Source organism: Pantoea sp. SGAir0180 (assembly GCF_043546245.1).
Map to the genome: position 1 here is coordinate 1,633,665 of NZ_CP028071.1, position 18,691 is coordinate 1,652,355.

Sequence of the window (18,691 nt, forward strand, 5' to 3'; positions counted from 1 at the left end):
GGCTGAGGAGGGAATAAACCGTGCAGCGTCACATGAAGACGCTGCACGGGTACGTCAATCAAAACTCTTTTTGCCCACCCAGCTCAATGACGCGGTTTGGCGGGATCATAAACTGTTCATGGGCACGTAACGCATTGCGCTGGAAGAAATGGAAGATGGCACCACGGGCATGTGCCAGACCGCGTCGTTTCTTCATCACCAGCGTGTCGTGAGAGGTGAAAAACGACGCCTCATTTAACGTACAGCCAAATCCTTCCAGCCCGCACAGGTGCAACACATCTTTCATGGAAGGCCGTTCATGCCAGCCGTATTCGGCCGTCACCTGCCAGAAGGACGGCGAAAGCTGACGTAGCGCGATGCGCTTCTGGTTATGAACACGCGGCAGGTCAACCGTTTTGATATGCAGAAGAACCGTCCGCTCATGCAGCACCCGGTTGTGTTTCAGGTTATGCAGCAGCGCCTGCGGAATTTCATACGCTTTGCGGGTCAGAAAAATTGCCGTACCGCCAACCCGCATCGGGGGCGAAGCCTCCAGCGAGCTAATCAGGGCTTTTAACCTGACGGGATCGTCAGTCAGACGACGAATGAGCCTTGAACGCTCTCCGCTCCAGATCAGCATCAGCATCAGCATCGTCATCGCCAGCAACACGGGAACCCAGCCGCCCGACAGCAGTTTCATCAGGTTGGAAATAAACAACGGAACGTCGATCGCCAACATACAGAGCAGGAAAACCAGCGCCACGGGCAGCGGCCATTTCCAGTTTTTAAAGGCGACGATACCGGCCAGGCAGGCTGTCAGAACCATGGTGCCGGTCACCACGATGCCGTACGCCGAAGAGAGGGCCGAGGACTGACGGAAGGCCAGGATGACGACGGTCACCGCACCGAAAAGTAACCAGTTCACTACCGGAATGTAGATTTGTCCCGATTCGGTTGCCGAGGTGAAAATGACGCGCATCGGCGGCAAAAAGCCCTGACGAATTGCCTGATGTGTCAGGGTATAAACCCCACTAATGATCGCCTGAGCCGCAATAACGGTGGCCAGCGTCGACAGGATGATTAACGGAATCTGCGCCCAGACCGGGGCCAGGATATAAAACGGGTTTTGTATCGCGGCAGGACTGGCCAGCACCAGCGCCCCCTGACCGAAATAGTTCAGCACCAGAGCAGGCAGGGCAATGATCAGCCACGCCAGCCTGATGGGGGTTTTCCCCAAATGTCCCATGTCAGCATACAGGGCCTCCGCACCGGTCACCGCCAGCACCACCATGCCCAAAGCTGCGAAAGACAGGGCTTCATGATTCAGCAGAAATTTCAGCGCAAATGCCGGGTTGAGCGCATGAAGAACATGGGGATTCATCAGAATTCCGTGCACGCCCAGTATCGCCAGGGTGATAAACCACACCAGCATAATCGGCCCAAAGACGCGGCTGACCCGTTCAGTGCCGTGTTTTTGAATCACAAATAACAGAGTCAGAATCACCACAGCCAGCGGCACGATATAGCGATCCAGCGCGGGTGCAACAACCTCGATCCCCTCAACGGCAGACAGCACTGAGATGGCCGGCGTGATAATGCCGTCGCCGTAAAAAAAGGCGCCGCCCGTCAAACCGGCAAGCACAATGACGCGGCTGAGCGTGGCGCCAACATTTTGCCGGGCCAGCGACATTAAGGTCAGTATTCCCCCTTCGCCATCGTGATCGGCGCGCATGATGAACATGACATATTTCACCGTCACAATCAGCATCAGTCCCCAGAAGATCAGCGACAGAAAGCCCATCACGGCTTCTTCGGTGACCGCGCCAGAAGGAAGGATAGAAAGACACTCTTTTAAGGTATAAAGCGGGCTGGTACCGATATCACCAAATACGATCCCTGCTGCTGCCAGCATACCGGCTGGAAGGGATTGCTTTTCAGACTGGGCCATTTAATGTCCTGTTGTATTTCACGTCATCATAAGCTTCAAACCGACAGTTACACCGGTTGACGCTGAGCATGACATTACGCGTTTTGCTGTGAATTAGGGAGTAGCTGGTGATGTTATGTACTGCATTTTTACAGCTTTGCGCTTTATTTTTACGGCATTTTTATACAACTGTCGATTTATCCGGCAGTGAGGCCTGACGCTGACCCTTTACCGCTACCGTTTCCCCCTGACGCGTGATTCGCCTGCCAGGTCAACACACGCGGATAAGGTCTCATCTCAACGCTGCCTCCCTCGTAACAGCATGCGGACGCGTCCGTGCACGCTCAGAACAGTTCCTCAAAGTGTAATCAGCCCGTACAGGAAACACCACGCAGCCTCTGCCGTTTTAAAAAAATATTTTTTAATAGTCCTTATTTATGATTAATGTGGCAGGCGATTTTTTAAGGCTAATTAATTTCAAAAAATAAAAGACAAATACGGTGTCGTGGGCAGGGAGTGAAGACGATTTTGCGCTGTCTTTAGCCAACTTTTACTGATTAATGTCGTGCGTCGTTTTAAATAAGGTTGGATAAACGATGGCTGAAAATAAATTTCGTTTATTTTTAATCATTATCACTTCTTCTTTTTAATTTTCCTTTCTGCCTTTAATAGTCAAACTCTCATTCAGCGGGCTAATCTGTTTTTATGAAAATAAACGTTTTGTCCTGATATCGTTGCGACACAGCACCATCTGACATTAATGCTAATGCCTGAAGCGTCGATATATTTATTGCTGGCGTTATTCAGCATTACTTACAGAATTACCGTCTTAATATTCGGGGTTTTAATATGACTATTACACAGCGACTTTTCCTGACGTTTTCTCTACTCTCCGCCGCCATGGTCGCGATGGTAGTGATCGTCATCATGGTGTTAGCAGGCTTTCAGTCGCGTTTTCAGTACGTGCAAGACAACACGCTACCTTCAATTGTAGACCTTGATAAAATGGTCAACGGCAGTAATCGGGTTAACGTATCGCTTTATCGCCACCAGAGTGCCAAAGATTAGGCTAAGCAGGTTGAGTTCGAAAAAGAAATCACTGCGAAGATGGATACGCTGAAAGGCCTGACCCTGTTCTATTTAAAAAATGAAATTACCAACGATCAGGATAAGCAGTTAAGTGAACATGCGCTGGCACTGATTAAACAGATCCAGACGCGCTTACCTGCCTTCCTTGAATACTCGCGTTCGCATGATGACGCTCATTCTCTTTCCGCCTTGCAAGGCCCGGACGGTGTGGGGCAGTCTATCCGTGATCTCATTGAAAGTTATCAGAACCAACTGCAGTTTAATGTGCAGGTGGGCGCGGCTTTTCAAAAAGAAAATAACCGCGTTTATCATCAAACCTTATGGGCCTTAATCGCCGGTTCCAGCGCCATTATCCTGATATTGGGCGCGTTATCTGTTCGTACTATATTAAGCATTCGTCGCCATCTGAATGGTATGCGCACAACCATGGAGCACGCCAGCGAGCGGCTTGATTTAACGCTGCGTGCCGATGACGCACGTAAAGATGAAATCGGGTTAACGGCAAAAGCATTTAATGCTTTGGTGGAGAATGTGGCGCAGTCTTTGTCTGCCGTCGAACGGTCCGCCCACTCGGTCAGCACGGCCTCGTCGCAAATTTCAGCCGGTAACGAAGATCTCTCCTCACGAACCGAACAGCAGGCCGCGTCGCTTGAGGAAACGGCGGCCAGCATGTCTGAACTGAGCGAAACGGTTCGTCAGACGGCTGAAAATACCCGTCTTGCCAGCCAGTTGTCTAAAAACGCGCGTGAGATATCCAGTGACAGCTCTGACAAAGTGCACACCATGTTAGGCACCATGACCGACATAAAACAGAGTTCGGAGAAAATCACCGCCATCATCGCGCTGATTGAAGGTGTGGCGTTTCAGACCAATATCCTGGCACTCAACGCCGCCGTTGAGGCCGCCCGTGCCGGCGAGCAGGGGCGTGGCTTTGCCGTGGTGGCCGGCGAAGTGCGTAATCTTGCCCAACGCTCGTCGGCCTCCGCACGGGAGATTAAAGATCTGATCGAATCGTCGATGCGTTATGTGGAAACGGGCGTCAGCCAGGCAGAGCAGGTCGGGGAAAATATGGGGCGCATGAATGATGCAATTCGCCAGGTCACCGATCTGGTTGATGAGATTGCCATTGCGTCTCAGGAGCAGTCGCTGGGCATCAGTCAGGTCCATCAGGCTGTGCATCAGATGGATGACGTTACGCAGCAGAACGCCGCGCTGGTGCAGGAAGCATCGTCAGCATCGCGCTCGCTGATGGATCAGGCAGGTGCACTGAATGATCTGGTTGCCGCCTTCGTGCTGACCCAGGCTCCCGCTGTACAGGCGCGCACGGTGGCGCCGCTCAAACCCGCCTTCGCGATGGCGAGCGTATCGGCATCAAATCAGGACGCAAACTGGCAACATTTCTGATATGTCGGTGACACGCAGTGACAGGACTGCCACTGCGTGTCGGGCCTATATTTTACCACTGTAGAGTACGGGCCCGGTGGGTTGCCCCGTCGGTGAGCCGCCCCGCGGCTCCCGGCTGATGGCGACCACCGCGTTTTTCAGGGAATCTTGCCGTTTCAGTGCCAGTTGGGTGGCTTGTTCAGCGTTAAGTAACCCCAGCGAAATGGGACGACTGCCTGGTGGAATCAGCCATAACTGCAGGCTGGTGTGGCTGTCAGCCGTTACCGGCGGCAATGGCGTCACCCGTAACTGGGTTAAATCGTGGTCGGCGCTGACCACCCATTGGCTGTGTTGCTGAACGTCACTCATGACGGTAAGCGGGGTAAACTCTGGCACGTAAAACATGCGCCAGGAAAAAAGGGCAAGGACCGCAATGGCCGCCGCTACCATCCAGCCCAGTGCGGCGCGGCGGGCAGGGCGGGCAGCGGGTTTTGCGGGCAGATTCAGGACAATTTTCTTCCAGACCCGATCCGGCGGGATTTCGGGTATCAGTTGACTGTCCAGCCCAGCGAGTAACGTTTGCCATTTGGCAACCTGTTCGGCCAGCTCTGGCTCGGTCAGCAGGCGCGTCTGAAAGCGTAACCGGGCGGGGCCACGCAGCGTACCAATGGCGTACTCGGCAGAGAGTGCGTCGTCACGTTGTTGTCTGTTCATAGTCCGACACATTCCCGAAGGTGGGCCATGGCACGGCGGATCCAGCTTTTCACCGAACCTACCGGCTGCTGTAGCCAGTGAGCAATATCGCTGTGTGACATGCCCTGATAATAGGCCAGCGTAACGCTCTGCCGTTGCTCGCTGCTTAGGTTTTCCATACAGCGACGCAGGCGCGCAGCCTGGGCATCATCGGGCCTGCTGTCTGGTTCGTCGGCATCGACGACCAGCAGGGCATCATCATGCGGTTCTTCTGTACTGGCCATGCGCGCCTGTCCGCTACGTAACCAGTCAATACAACGATGACGAACGATCTGCGTCATCCAGGTCATCGGCGCGCTCAGCGCTGGATCGTAGGTCTCCGCTTTGCTCCAGATGGTGAGAAAGCAGTCATGCAGCACTTCTTCCGCCCAGGGGCGATGGCGCAACATCCGTAAGGCAATGGCAAAAAGGTGCGGCGAGGTTTGCCGATACAGTTTTTCGAACGCCAGGCGATCGCCTTTCACGATCGCCTGCATCAGGGTTACCTGCTCCACTGCCTGCACCTTGTCCATAATCATCCTGAATGATGTGATTTTCCGTTCGAGTATAGAGAATTACTTCGGCATTAATACGGTATCAATCACATCTATTACGCCATTTTTCTGGTTGACGTCATACGTACTGATATTGGCCACGTTACCCTGTGCATCTTTCAGCTGAATATTGTGTGGGCCATTATTCATAATCCACAACGGCTGGCCGTTAACGGTTTTCAGTTCAGCATGACCGCCGCCTTGCTTAATCTTGTTCTCCAGCGCTTTCATGTCGTATTTGCCTGCCACAACATGGTAGGTCAGGACGCTGGTCAACTGCGCTTTGTTTTCTGGCTTAAGCAGATTATCGACGGTACCGGCGGGCAGTTTCGCGAACGCGGCATTGGTCGGGGCAAAGACGGTAAACGGCCCTTTACCCTGTAGTGTGTCAACCAGACCGGCCGCCTTCACCGCCGCCACCAGCGTGGTGTGATCTTTCGAATTCACCGCATTCTCAACGATATTTTTCTGAGGGTACATCGCAGCGCCACCGACCATCACGGAGCCCGACTCCATTGCGGCAAATGAGGCGGCAGTAAACAGGAATGCGCTTGAAACTACGGCAACAGCGAAGAACTTTTTCATCGTAAATCCTCATAAGAGAGAGTGGGTAAGTGTCTTGCAAAGAGAGATACGAGAGCAGGGGCGTCACTGGATGCAGAAAAAAATAATTTTTTTTACGAAGATTTATCCGCTGGAGGCGGGCGCACGGGTACGGTCAAGCACGCGTAGCCGTTTAAGCACAATTTTCACGGGCTGTCCGGCCTGGCGATACCGTCACTAATACAAAGCGTTTGAAGCACACTCAACCCGTTTCCTGTGTGCTTCAGACCTCATGCCGTTCGCAACAGCTGGCGTGAGCGGCTGATAAGCCCTGTGGACCGCGAAGCACACCTGTCCCCCCAACAAGACCTGTGGCTACTGTTCGTTCTGCATCCACGGCGGCGTGCTAAAGGTGGTTTTCAGTAACGTAATAAAGCCCTGAGTACGGGGCAGGCGTTTAATTTCTGGCATGCTGGTCAGCGCGGCAATGTCGGCGGGCGGCAGCATAAATTCAGGCAGGAGTGGGACCAGTCGCCCCTGTTTAATTTCACTGCTGATGTCCCAGATTGAGCGCACCATAATCCCTTTGCCTTGCAGCGCCCAGCGTTTAATCACCCGACCATCGTTACTTGCCAGACGGGGCGTAATTTTGACGGTGATCGGATCATGCTGATGCGCAAACACCCAACGAGTCACGTCCTCAGCATTTTCACGGATAACCAGACAGTGGTGCTGCGTGAGTTCAGCGGGATGCGTGGGCACACCGTGGCGCTGCAGATAATCCGGCGAAGCGCACAGCACGCGGCGGTTAGGTGCAATTCGGGTGCTGTACAACGACGAGTCCCGCAGGTTGCCAATATAGATCGCCACGTCCCATTTATCGGCCTGCATCCAGTTCGGGTTATCTGAAAGCATCAGATCCACGCTGAGATCGGGATGCTGGTCAACATAATCGGAGAGCAAGGGCGCGATATATTCCGAGCCAAAGCCCAGCGGAGCCAGTACCCGCAACGTGCCGCTTATCCGGTTTCGGGTCTGGTCAATCACATCCTGTAGCTGGTCCAGCTCATGCAAAATCAGCCGCGCGCGTGCTAATAACGCTTCGCCTTCGTCGGTCAGAATGATCCGTTTTGCCGGACGCAAAATAAGCTTGATGCCCATTTTTTGTTCAATGTGCTGCAGCCGCTGGGTCACGGACGGTGGTGTGATATCCAGATAGCGGGCGGCGGCGGCCAGGGTCGCGCTGGCGGAGATCACCTGAAAAAACCGCAGATCGTCACTGTTGATCATTAGGTTCAAACCTAATCATTAATTGGGTGTGTCTGCATTTTAAACTAAATGCATTGATGAGAGCATCCAGTAAACCCCTCAGGACAGACAATGATGCTTAACGATCCCTTACTGACAACGCCGTATCTGCTGCTGGACAAAGTGAAGTTCAGGCGGAATATCCGCAGGCTCTACGATCATATTGATAGCCTGCACTGTCAGATTCGCCCCCATCTGAAAACGTTACGCACGGTACAGTCGGCCCCCTGGCTACTGCGTGACCGGGCTTCACCGGCCACGGTGTCCACACTGGCTGAAGCCGAGGCGTTTGCTGCCGCAGGTTACCGCAATATCCTTTATGCCGTGGGGATTGCGCCGGACAAGCTGCCGCGCATCGCGGCCTGTCTTCGTCAGGGTGCCCAGGTGCATCTTCTGCTCGACAGTCTGACACAGGCGCAGGCCATATCTGCATACGGGCAGCAGCATCAGGTGGCCTTTAGCGTGTTTATCGAGATTGACTGCGACGGTCATCGGGGCGGCATAAAACCGGACGACAGCGCCCTGACCGACATTGGCGCGTATTTGCAGCAGAACGGAATGCATGTCGAAGGGGTGTTAACTCACGCAGGGGAATCGTATCACTGCCGTACGCAGGACGAGATTGCACAGGCGGCACGGGCGGAGTGCCAGGCCGCCATCAAAGCGGCTAAGCGCCTTCGCGCGGCTGGCGTGACCTGTCCGGTGGTGAGCGTGGGATCGACGCCCACGGCCCATGCCGTAAGGGATTTAGACGGGGTAACGGAAGTGCGCGCCGGGGTGTTTTCCACTTTCGATCTGTTTATGACCAACCTCGGCGTCTGCACCGCCGACGATATCGCGCTTTCTGTTGTCACCACGGTAATTGGCCACAACGCTGAAAAAGGCTGGCTGTTTGTCGATGCAGGCTGGATGTCGATGTCGCGCGACCGTGGCACCGCCTCGCAAAAAACCGACTATGGCTACGGCCTGGTATGTGACAGCGAAGGGCGATCCACCGGACTCCTGCTGTCGACCACCAATCAGGAACACGGCATTATCGCCATTCCGCCCGACAGCGGTCACCAGGTCACGGATTTCTCGCTCGGGACCCGGCTGCGGATTTTGCCCAATCACGCCTGCGCCACTGCCGGAATGCACACCCGGTATCAGGTAATGGACAGCCAGAGCGGGGAACACGAAGTCTGGCATCGCGTCACCGGCTGGTGATGTCCCGCTCCTTTCTTTTTTCAAGAGGCACGTATGACTGATTTCAATCCCGATGACGTTCACCTGTCCAGCGGACACTTTATCGACGGACAATTTGTATCCGCCAGCGGTCAGGCTATGCGCATTAAACGGCCTTCTGACGGTCAGCATTATGCAGAGATCCATGAGGCGGATGCCCGTACCGTCGACGATGCCGTGACCGTGGCCGAAGCACGGCGCATCAGCAGCGGCTGGTCGGGTTGTTCGCCACGAGAACGGGGTGCAGCCCTCTCGCGCTGGGCAGACTTAATCGAAAAAGACAGTGAATACCTGGCGCAGCTGGAAGCCGTCGGATCGACCCGACCCGTCACCGATGCACGCAATATCGAAGTGCCCTTTACCGCGGCGGCCCTGCGTTTTTATGCCGAATGCGCGGACAAATACAGCGGTGACGTGTTTCCAACGCAGCACAGTAGCCTGGGCATGCTGGTGCCTGAGCCCTATGGGGTGATCGGCGCAATCACGCCGTGGAATTTTCCCCTGTCAATGGCTTCCTGGAAATGCGGCCCGGCTCTGGCGGCAGGTAACGCGGTGGTGCTGAAGCCGTCTGAACTGACGCCGTTTTCAACGGCCCGTCTGGCCGAACTGGCGGTGCAGGCGGGGATCCCATCCGGTGTGCTGAATGTGATCCAGGGCAGCGGCAAGGTCACCGGTAATGCGCTGGTAACGCATCCGCTGGTGCGCAAGGTCTCCTTTACCGGCTCCACTGCCACCGGTGCGGCGATTATGAGCCAGGCGGCCCTGCACGGCACTAAACCGGTCACGCTGGAGCTGGGCGGCAAAAGCCCGCAGCTGGTCTTTGATGACGCCGGCGACGCCGACGAGATTGCCGAGCGCCTCTTTCTGGGATTCACGGTGAATGCCGGTCAGGCCTGCGTGTCCGGAACACGTTTGATTATTCAGAAAGGCATTGCTGAACGTGTTACAGAAAAGCTGATTGCACGCTGTCAGAAACCCGTGCCCGGCATGACCTGGCACGCGTCAACACGTTATTGTCCGCTGATTGACGCACGCCAGGGTGAAAAAGTGGCCACGATTATTGCGCAGTCCGTCGCTCAGGGTGCGCGGGTGCTGGTGGGTGGAAAACGCTACGACAATACGAAAGAAGGCTGGTTCTGGCAGCCCACACTGCTGGAGAACGTCGGCCCGGATAACGTGGCGTTGCACGAAGAGATTTTTGGACCGGTGCTGACCATTCAGACCTTTACCGATGAGGAAGAAGCCCTGGCGCTGGCGCAGCATGCGGTCTTTGGCCTGTGCGCGGGCGTCCACACCTTGAACATGCCACGGGCGATGCGCTTAATGCGCGCGCTGGACAGCGGAACGGTGTGGGTTAACCGCTATCGCCGCACCTGGGATTTCATTATCCCTACCGGCGGTTTTCAGGGATCCGGCTTTGGTAAAGATCTGGGCCGCCAGGCCTTTGAGGCCTGTCAGCGCTATAAAAGCGTATTAATCGATTTTTAACCTTTCGCTGGAGAGCAGATATTATGCCCGCACCGCTCAGGCTGGTTCAGGACAGTACGCATTTTCCCGACTCGGTGGATGTAGTGATTATTGGGGCAGGCATTGTCGGCGCGGCAACCTGCTGGGCGCTCACCCAAAAAGGCTATAGGGTGGCGGTGATCGAAAAGGGCCTGGTCGGGGCTGAACAGTCAAGCCGTAACTGGGGCTGGTGCCGCCAGCTTAACCGGGATGAACGGGAGATCCCGCTGATCCTGCATGCGCTGCAACGCTGGCATGAACTGAGCAAGGAAATCGGCATGGACGTAGGATTCCGCGCCACCGGGCTGGTCTATGCAACGTGCACGGAAAAGGACATCCGCAACTGGGATAACTGGGGGAAAATGGCGAAGCAGTACGGCATTCGTAGCCAGATTCTCAATGCCGCAGAGGCAAAAGCCATGACGCCCGGTAGCCGCACAGCGTGGAAAGGCGGCGTGCATTCACCCGATGACGGTTATGCCGATCCCGCGCTTGCCGCGCCAGGCCTGATGGAGGCGGCGGTGAAAAAGGGCGCCTTTCTGTTTCAGCGCTGTGCGGTGCGCGGGCTGGATATTTCGGCAGGTCAGGTGAGCGGGGTGATCACGGAAAGAGGTCTGATTAAAACCTCGCGCGTGGTCTGCGCCGCAGGTGCCTGGACATCGCTGTTTTGTCGCCGGCACGGCATCGATTTACCTGCGGGTAATGTCATCGGCAGTGCGTTTCGTACTTATCCCGTCGAACAGGTGATTACCCGGCCTTTCTATACGGATGCGTTTGCCTGTCGGCCACGATCGGACGGCGGTTATACCATCGCACTGTCCGGCACGGGTCGTCTTGAGCCCGGCATTCAGGGGCTGAAATATGCCCGTCAGTTCTTCCCGTTATATAAAGCACGTCGGCTCAATCTGGAAACCAAAATCCGCCTGACCTCCTTTCTACAGGGACCGGAGTCGCTGGCGCGCTGGTCAATGGAGCGCCCGTCCCCCTTTGAAAAAATCCGCATTCTGGACCCGACGGTGTCGGACGGCGTGGTGGAAAAGGGGCTGATGGCCATCGGCCGTGAGTATCCTGCGCTGGCCGGGCTGCGAGTCACGCAGGCCTGGGGCGGCGTCATCGACTGTATGCCTGACGATATACCGGTCATCTCCACCGTGCCACAGCTTCCCGGTCTGGTTCTGTCGGCGGGCTACAGTGGGCATGGCTTTGGCATCGGTCCCGGTGCCGGCCGCCTGACGGCCGATCTGGTGACCGGTGATGATCCCATCGTGGACCCCACGGCGTTCCGTTACAGCCGTTTCCGCGATGGCAGCGCCCTGAAACAACCCGGCATGATGTAAGGAGAAAATATGCTTCAGCGATTGCAGGCGCGAGATATCAATGACCAGCCGCATCCCGGTCATTACTCCCACTATTGTCTGGGGGCAGGAATGATGTTTATTTCGGGTCTGTTACCGGCCACGCCCGCAGGGGAGATGCTCAGCGCCGCGCCCTTTGCCGATCAGGTCCTGCAGGTCTTTGCCAGTCTGGATACCTGCCTGCGCCAGGAGAATCTTACCCGATCACAACTGGTGATGGTCAGAGTCTATCTGGCTGACATCGCATTATGGGATGATTTTAATGCGCTTTACGCGCAGTGGCTGGGGAGCTGGAAACCCGCCCGCGCTGTGGTGCCGGTTTCCGGACTGCATTATGGTGTCCTGTTAGAGATTGAAGCGACGGCGGTGCAGACGCGTTGAACGGCGCGCTTTGCCCGCGGCGCGTCGCCGTAAGGGATGGTAAAATGCGCATATGCTCGTCAGGAGAAGGCCGCCAGGCATGAAGCTCACCGCTGAATTCTTCAGGATACAACTCTGTTTCGCGGCCTGGGTGGCGTCAGGCACAGGCATGCCGCTGGCCAACGCGATTATGGATTACACGAACATTTTTATTCGTCTGGGGTGCGGGCGGCGGTTCGATCCTCAGCTTCCCGCCTGGTCAGACTATATTCGCGGCCTGCGGCACAACCCCGATAAAGATGCTGAGTATACGCTGGCTGTCTGGCAATCCCGGCCGCCTGTTGCCCCACCCGATATGGTGGGGCGTTCGGGCTGTTTCTCATTCAGTCTGGAAACGGATCGGTCCGCACGCATTCATTTTGACCGCACTGACGGAACGGTTTCGCCCCTGTGTGACAGCGAGGTCGCCGCGCGTCAGCGCGAATTGTGCGGTTTACTGGCGCAGATAGTGACCCTCACGCCCGCGATAAAAACCCTTCGTGGGCTGTCGTGGCTCTACCATCATCACCGCTATCGTCGGCTGTTTCCGCCCGCGTACCTGCGTTCGGCCATGCCGGTCACGGACCGCTACCGTAATATGCCGCTCTGGGGACAGTTTTTGCGCTGGGACGGTAGCCTCAGAGCAGAACGTGCGTCGCACTTGTATCAGCATATTCAGGGCGAGTTTCATCCTTCCCGCCTGGCGACCGGTTTTCCGCTTCAGCCGCTGGCGGTCAGCGCACCGGTGACTGTTTTTCAAGCGTTTTACGCGCGTCGGTAAAGAGGCTGAGTCAGCATGTCCGACATGACGCGTTCAGCACTGAAGAGGGAACCGGTGACGGGCTAGTGTGACAGGAGGAGGAGACGTCGCTTTTTACGTGACAGCGTCACCTTTATAAGCGACTAGCGCCGTGCCATAAAATCCGGAAAGGCCGGAACAGGCAGCACAGATAACACTTTCAGCCGCTGCAACGTGCGAACCTGCGCGCGCTCCAGATGATCCTTCATGCAGGCGGCCGCCAGTTCCCAGTTCCGTTTCAGCAAAAATTCATAGACCAGGCAGTGTTCATCCAGCATGGCATTGTCGACAGGGATACGCAGCAGGTCATAGAAAATGCGCGTGACGATAAAGGGCGACTGGTGTTGTCGCAGTATCTGCATCATCAGCTTGTTACCGGCAGGCTCCAGGCAGCGAATGTGCAGATCTTCTTCCAGGGTTTCCAGTTCAATGGCCGTTAACTGCTTACCCTGCGATTTTTTCGCGTTATCCAGCCGCGACTTCAGCCAGTCGACGTCCAGCCGTTCGCCTGCTTTACGCAGCGCTGCGGGTTCAAGATTGGCCCGGATTTCAAAATGGTCGCCCAGCTCGCGCGCCGTTAACGGACCGGTAAGCCACTGGGAATAGGGTTCTTTTTCCACCAGGCCTTTATCACGCAGGCGCATTAAGCTCTCACGAATCACGCCCCGGCTGGTGGTGTAATAGTGTGCCGCGTCCTGCTCATCCACCTGATAGCAACCAAAGATCATCGCGGTCGACAGCACACCCTGGAGGTGCTCCAGCACTTTTTCACCCGTACTGCGGGTGTCGACCAGTTCCTCATGATGCGCCAGCCCCAACAGTTCGCGCGTCAGGGCAATGCGCACGGGTTCGACGTCTTCGTCGTCACGAGCCACGATAAAGCCCCGGCCTTCAAAGCGGGCAATCCAGCCTTCTTCATGCAGCATACTTAACGCCCGCCTGACCGGCACGCGGCTGGTGCCGAAGAGCTGTGCTAACGGACCTTCCAGCAACACCAGGCCTTTAGGAACAGCGTTTTGCTGCAGCACGTTAAGCAGCACCTGGCGGATGATTTCATAACGCGCAGAACCGGCGTCATCCATGTCTGCTCCATTCATTATGTTTCGCATTGTCTTTTTCCGCTCCCATCCTGCCCGCCAGATTATCACATCTGAGGAAATAACGACGGCTGCCCACGCACAGCACTGCGTTAGTGCACGGCGCTCTAAAATGGATCATAAATAAATTAGTACATTTAATACAAAGACAGGATTTTACTCCGCCTGAACAAATGTCTGTCACTACTCCCAATTTAAGCTTTTGTTATTGCTGATTTAAATTATTTAATGATCGATAAGATCACAAATATGTAACTTAACAGTCCTTTTCCTGGCATTGTTATTGCTATCTTCAAATGTACATTAAATTGCAATATACATTTAAAGGTAAGCGTGTGCAGCCAGAAACCGTCCGTCAGTTATACATTCAGGGTCAGATCGATGCGCTGGGAATCAGTGCGCTTTATGCACAGCACCGCCTTTCCCCCCTGGCGTTTACTGAGGCCTGCCTGACCGCCGCAGAAAATGTACCTTCGGTGTTTATTTCGCTCACCCCGGCGCGCGCCCGTGAAGAGGCCGAAGCCTCTATGCAGCGCTGGCGGCAAGGCCAGCCTTTGAGTCCACTGGATGGAATTCCGGTGGCCTGGAAAGACCTGTTCGACCTTCAGGGCTGCCAGACCACCGCCGGTTCGGCCACCCGGCAACACGTTTCGCCCGCCCGACAGGATGCACCCGTCGTTGCCCGGTGCGCGGCGGCGGGCATGGTCACGATCGGCAAAACCAATCTCAGCGAATTTGCATTTTCCGGACTCGGCCTGAATCCCGCGTTTGGTACACCGGTTATCCGGTCATCAGCGGGCAGCCTGCACGCGCCGGGCGGATCGTCCAGCGGGGCAGGCAGGGCAATCGCGGAAGGCCTGGCCTGTATCGCGTTTGGCACCGATACCGGCGGATCCATTCGTATTCCGGCCGCATTCAGCGGCATTACGGGCTACCGCGCCAGCCGTTGCCGTTATGCCATGGACGCCGTTTTTCCGCTGGCCCGCTCGCTGGATACCCTCGGCCCGTTATGCCGCAGCGTCCGGGATGCTATCGCTCTTGATGACATCCTGTGCGGTCCGGATACCACCGCCTTTCCTGAACCCCGTTTCCGGGTTGACGACGCGCTCCTCATGACATGCCAGCCCGCCGTTCGCGATAACGGCCTGAGAATGCTGGATCGCCTCGACGCGGCCGGCTTTGCCATTGACCGCCAGCCGCTTACCGCGTTTACGCAGGCGCTTGACTGGATCGCTGAAAAAGGCTGGCCGGGTGGGCGCGAAGCCTGGTTGCTGCATCGCCTCTTATTAGCCTCACCTGACGCAGAACGCATGGATGCCAGAGTGCGCGAACGTCTGCTTGCCGCCAGCGAGCAGGACCCGGCCGTGCTCGATACCTTTCTGACCCAACGTCAGCAGTGGCAACAGGCCCTGGCGGCGGAGCTGGCGGGCGCAATACTGATCACCCCCACGGTGGCCCATACCGCACCGGAACTCGGTCCGCTGATGCAGGACAGCGCGCTGTTCGCCCAGACCAACGTGGCCACGCTGCGCCTGACCATGCCGGGCAGCCTGCTGGATATGCCGGGCATCGCCCTGCCGAGCGGTACCGATGACCGTGGGTTGCATACCAGTCTGCTTTTCTCTCTACCGGCTGGCGAAGATCGCCGGCTCCTTCACGCTGCCAGCCGACTGGCAGGTCTTTTTACCGCAGACGATTCGGTCTGCGCTTAACGCTCCAGAGGAAGAAAAGATGGCGAAAGAAATCTTATGTGCATTTGGTGTGGATGTGGATGCTGTTGCCGGCTGGCTCGGCTCTTACGGCGGGGAAGATTCCCCTGACGATATCTCTCGCGGGCTGTTCGCCGGAGAAGTGGGCGCACCGCGTTTGCTGAAAATGTTTGCTGAACATAATCTGCGCACCACCTGGTTTATTCCCGGCCACTCAATCGAAACCTTCCCGGCGCAGATGAAAGCGGTGGTTGACGCCGGCCACGAGATTGGCGTGCATGGCTACAGCCATGAAAACCCGATTGCCATGACGCCCGCGCAGGAAGAGGCGGTGCTGGATCGCAGTATTGAACTGGTGACGCAGCTTGCAGGTAAACGTCCAACCGGTTACGTCGCGCCCTGGTGGGAATTCAGCAATGTGACCAATGAGCTGCTGCTGAAAAAAGGCATCAAATACGATCACAGCCTGATGCACAACGACTTTCATCCTTACTACGTTCGCGTAGGCGACAGCTGGACCAAAATTGACTACAGCCAGCATCCGGACACCTGGATGAAGCCGCTGATGCGCGGCGAAGAGACCGACCTGGTGGAGATCCCCGCTAACTGGTATCTGGATGATCTGCCACCCATGATGTTTATCAAGAAGTCACCTAACAGCCACGGTTTTGTCAATCCGCGCCATCTGGAGGAGATCTGGCGCGATCAGTTCGACTGGGTATATCGCGAAAACGACTATGCCGTCTTTACCATGACGATTCATCCCGACGTATCAGGCCGTCCGCAGGTGCTGCTGATGCTGGAGCGCCTGATTAAGTACATCCAGAGTCACCAGGGCGTGCGTTTCGTCACTTTCGACGAAATTGCCGACGACTTCTTAGCGCGCCAACCGCGTTAAGCCTTTTCCTCTTGCAGAGTGATCACGACATGAGCATCTACAAAAAAAAATCCGTTAACGGCTGGCAGCCCCAGCAGTTAACCACCAGGGATGTCAAATTCGCTACATGGATCGCCTTCTTCGCCTGGATCTTCGCCGTCTATGACTTCATCCTTTTCGGCACCTTGCTGCCGGAGATCGGCGGTCATTTTGGCTGGAGCGAAGTCGAACAGTCTGAAATTGCTACCTGGGTCGCGTTTGGTGGGGCAGTGATCGCTCTGGCCATTGGCCCGCTGGTGGATCGCCTGGGACGGCGCATGGGTATCGTTATTACCGTGGGAGGCGCGGCCCTGTGTTCGCTGCTGACCGCAATAGGGGGATTATGGGGTAAGGGCGCATTAACCGCCATTCGCTCCGTTGCCGGTCTGGGTTATGCAGAGCAAACGGTTAACGCCACCTATTTATCAGAACTCTATACCGCGCTGGACGATCCCAAACTCAACAAACGGAAGGGATTTGTCTACAGCCTGGTGCAGGGCGGATGGCCGGTCGGTGCGCTGGTGGCCTCGGCGCTGACCGCGATTCTGCTGCCGATTATCGGCTGGCAGGGCAGCTTTATCTTCGCAGCCTTTCCGTCGCTGGTGATCGCGCTACTGGCGCTGAAGCTGAAAGAAACGCCTCAGTTTGAAGTGCAGAAGAAAATCAAAACGCTGCGGGAGCAGGGTAAAGAGAAAGATGCACGCCAGGTCGCAGCCGACTATCAGGTTCCGTATGAAGATCAGCCGAAGTCAGGTTTTGCCTCGGCATTTCGCGGCACGGCGTTGCGCTCAACCTTGGTACTGGGTGTTGCCATTTTGCTGAACTGGTTCGCCATTCAGATCTTCAGCGTTCTGGGCACCACGGTAATTACCAAAACCCACGCGGTCTCGTTCAATAACTCTTTATTGATCCTGATTCTGTCTAACCTGGTGGGCTATTGCGGCTATCTGGCACACGGCTGGCTCGGTGACCGCATCGGTCGTCGCAACACCATCGCGGCCGGCTGGATGCTGGGCGGTATCGCCTTTGCCGCGATGCTGTTCTGCCCGGACAACTTTGCCATCATCGTGGCCCTGTACAGCGTCGGTCTGTTTTTCCTGATTGGTCCGTATGCGGCCGCGCTGTTCTTTATCAGTGAAAGTTTCCCGACCGCCATTCGTGCTACTGCGGGCGCATTAATTATGGCGATGGGGCCGGTGGGCGCAATTGTGGCTGGTGTCGGCACCACCTCAGTGCTGAGTCAGGGTGGACACTGGCAGGAGGCGGCACTGTGGTTTGGTGCGGTTCCGTGCTTTGTCTCGGGCATCATTATTCTGTTCGCCCGGCCGGTCACGCAACTGAATACGCACATCGCCGCCGCCTCCACTCAACCTCAGGCCTAAGGAAACCCTATGCAGAATGCAAACACAGCCCCGGTTGCCGCGATCAGCGGAGCCGCAAGTGGGATTGGACTGGCGCTGGCAACGCTGTATGCCCAGAGAGGCGTGCGGGTGATAGCGGGCTATTATCCGCAGGATCCCCACGATCCGGCCGTCGCGGCCGCGCAGATTGAAGCGGCGGGCGGTGACGCGCTCTGGCTACCGCTTAACGTCGGATCCACCGAGTCGGTGGACGCGTTTATTGCGCAAGGCGTACAGCACTTTGGACGGCTTGACGCGGTCGTCGCCAATGCGGGCATTCTGCGTCGGGCAGAGATTGAGGAGATGAGCGACGCACGCTGGGATGAGATGCTCAATGTCGATCTGACCGGCGTGATGCGCCTGTTCCGTGCCGCTGCCGCCCACCTTCAGTCGGGGGCCAGCCTGGTTGCGGTGTCGTCGATTGCGGGCGGTGTATATGGCTGGCAGGCGCATGCGCACTATGCCGCCGCGAAGGCGGCGGTGCCCGGCATTTGCCGCTCGCTGGCCGTCGAACTCGCGCCGCGCGGGGTGCGATGTAATGCCATCATCCCCGGGCTGATTGAAACGCCGCAGTCGCTGGATAAGGATAATTCGCTTGGCCCGGAAGGGCTGGCGAAGGCGGCGAAGGCGATTCCGCTGGGCCGCGTCGGACGCGCCGAGGAAGTGGCGAAAGTCATCGCGTTTCTCACCAGTGACGAGAGCAGTTACCTCACCGGACAGAGTCTGATTGTCGACGGTGGACTCACCGTTCGCTGGCCGGATTAAGGAGAA

Annotated in this window: 17 protein-coding genes; 11 read left to right on the forward strand and 6 right to left on the reverse strand. The window is 56.4% G+C overall.

Annotated features, from left to right (window positions below):
* Nucleotides 1–58: 58 nt before the first annotated feature.
* Entirely contained in the window at nt 59–1,927 is a 1,869-nt protein-coding gene (gene kup, locus C1N58_RS07650; RefSeq protein ID WP_394564754.1) for a low affinity potassium transporter Kup, read from the reverse strand.
* An 828-nt stretch (nt 1,928–2,755) separates the two neighbouring features.
* Between kup and C1N58_RS07655 the strand changes: the two genes are divergently transcribed.
* Complete coding sequence (locus tag C1N58_RS07655; RefSeq protein ID WP_394564755.1) at nt 2,756–2,974, forward strand: hypothetical protein; 219 nt, start codon at nt 2,756–2,758, stop codon at nt 2,972–2,974.
* A 39-nt stretch (nt 2,975–3,013) separates the two neighbouring features.
* Entirely contained in the window at nt 3,014–4,399 is a 1,386-nt protein-coding gene (locus tag C1N58_RS07660; RefSeq protein WP_394564756.1) for a methyl-accepting chemotaxis protein, read from the forward strand.
* A 45-nt stretch (nt 4,400–4,444) separates the two neighbouring features.
* Here the strand turns inward: C1N58_RS07660 and C1N58_RS07665 are convergent, their stop codons facing one another.
* The 4 genes from C1N58_RS07665 to C1N58_RS07680 all read right to left on the reverse strand — a co-directional run bounded on the left by C1N58_RS07665 (nt 4,445) and on the right by C1N58_RS07680 (nt 7,497).
* On the reverse strand, nt 4,445–5,092 hold the full coding sequence (locus C1N58_RS07665; protein ID WP_058708129.1) for an anti-sigma factor: 648 nt from the start codon (nt 5,090–5,092) through the stop codon (nt 4,445–4,447).
* The gene (locus tag C1N58_RS07670; protein WP_058708130.1) at nt 5,089–5,643 is read right to left on the reverse strand and encodes an RNA polymerase sigma factor; all 555 of its coding nucleotides are present in this window, start codon (nt 5,641–5,643) and stop codon (nt 5,089–5,091) included. Before C1N58_RS07670 ends, C1N58_RS07665 begins: the two co-directional genes overlap by 4 nt.
* 42 nt (nt 5,644–5,685) lie before the next feature.
* The gene (locus C1N58_RS07675) at nt 5,686–6,249 is read right to left on the reverse strand and encodes a fasciclin domain-containing protein (protein ID WP_006119170.1); all 564 of its coding nucleotides are present in this window, start codon (nt 6,247–6,249) and stop codon (nt 5,686–5,688) included.
* A 333-nt stretch (nt 6,250–6,582) separates the two neighbouring features.
* Entirely contained in the window at nt 6,583–7,497 is a 915-nt protein-coding gene (locus C1N58_RS07680) for a LysR substrate-binding domain-containing protein (RefSeq protein ID WP_058708131.1), read from the reverse strand.
* A 93-nt stretch (nt 7,498–7,590) separates the two neighbouring features.
* On the opposite strand from C1N58_RS07680, the gene C1N58_RS07685 reads away from it, so the two are divergent.
* The 5 genes from C1N58_RS07685 to C1N58_RS07705 all read left to right on the forward strand — a co-directional run bounded on the left by C1N58_RS07685 (nt 7,591) and on the right by C1N58_RS07705 (nt 12,780).
* Entirely contained in the window at nt 7,591–8,721 is a 1,131-nt protein-coding gene (locus tag C1N58_RS07685) for an alanine racemase (protein WP_394564873.1), read from the forward strand.
* A 33-nt stretch (nt 8,722–8,754) separates the two neighbouring features.
* Nucleotides 8,755–10,227 carry an aldehyde dehydrogenase family protein gene (locus tag C1N58_RS07690; RefSeq protein ID WP_394550754.1) on the forward strand — a complete coding sequence of 491 codons (1,473 nt, stop codon included), beginning with the start codon at nt 8,755–8,757 and terminating at the stop codon, nt 10,225–10,227.
* 23 nt (nt 10,228–10,250) lie between these two features.
* Nucleotides 10,251–11,582 carry an NAD(P)/FAD-dependent oxidoreductase gene (locus tag C1N58_RS07695; protein WP_054633748.1) on the forward strand — a complete coding sequence of 444 codons (1,332 nt, stop codon included), beginning with the start codon at nt 10,251–10,253 and terminating at the stop codon, nt 11,580–11,582.
* 9 nt (nt 11,583–11,591) lie between these two features.
* On the forward strand, nt 11,592–11,981 hold the full coding sequence (locus C1N58_RS07700) for a RidA family protein (RefSeq protein WP_006119165.1): 390 nt from the start codon (nt 11,592–11,594) through the stop codon (nt 11,979–11,981).
* A 79-nt stretch (nt 11,982–12,060) separates the two neighbouring features.
* Nucleotides 12,061–12,780 carry a hypothetical protein gene (locus C1N58_RS07705; protein ID WP_394564757.1) on the forward strand — a complete coding sequence of 240 codons (720 nt, stop codon included), beginning with the start codon at nt 12,061–12,063 and terminating at the stop codon, nt 12,778–12,780.
* A 122-nt stretch (nt 12,781–12,902) separates the two neighbouring features.
* On the opposite strand, the gene C1N58_RS07710 is transcribed toward C1N58_RS07705, so the two are convergent.
* Nucleotides 12,903–13,946 carry a GntR family transcriptional regulator gene (locus C1N58_RS07710; RefSeq protein ID WP_394564758.1) on the reverse strand — a complete coding sequence of 348 codons (1,044 nt, stop codon included), beginning with the start codon at nt 13,944–13,946 and terminating at the stop codon, nt 12,903–12,905.
* 284 nt (nt 13,947–14,230) lie between these two features.
* Here C1N58_RS07710 and C1N58_RS07715 point away from each other — a divergent pair, with 284 nt between their 5' ends.
* The 4 genes from C1N58_RS07715 to C1N58_RS07730 are packed head-to-tail and all read left to right on the forward strand — an operon-like array spanning nt 14,231 to nt 18,685.
* On the forward strand, nt 14,231–15,607 hold the full coding sequence (locus tag C1N58_RS07715) for an amidase family protein (protein WP_394564759.1): 1,377 nt from the start codon (nt 14,231–14,233) through the stop codon (nt 15,605–15,607).
* 19 nt (nt 15,608–15,626) lie between these two features.
* Complete coding sequence (locus C1N58_RS07720; protein ID WP_033741691.1) at nt 15,627–16,502, forward strand: polysaccharide deacetylase family protein; 876 nt, start codon at nt 15,627–15,629, stop codon at nt 16,500–16,502.
* A 29-nt stretch (nt 16,503–16,531) separates the two neighbouring features.
* Nucleotides 16,532–17,902 (forward strand): MFS transporter, encoded by a 1,371-nt coding sequence (locus C1N58_RS07725; RefSeq protein ID WP_054633750.1) that lies wholly within the window; start codon nt 16,532–16,534, stop codon nt 17,900–17,902.
* Between the two features lie 9 nt (nt 17,903–17,911).
* Nucleotides 17,912–18,685 (forward strand): SDR family NAD(P)-dependent oxidoreductase, encoded by a 774-nt coding sequence (locus C1N58_RS07730; RefSeq protein WP_394564760.1) that lies wholly within the window; start codon nt 17,912–17,914, stop codon nt 18,683–18,685.
* Nucleotides 18,686–18,691 lie beyond the last annotated feature (6 nt).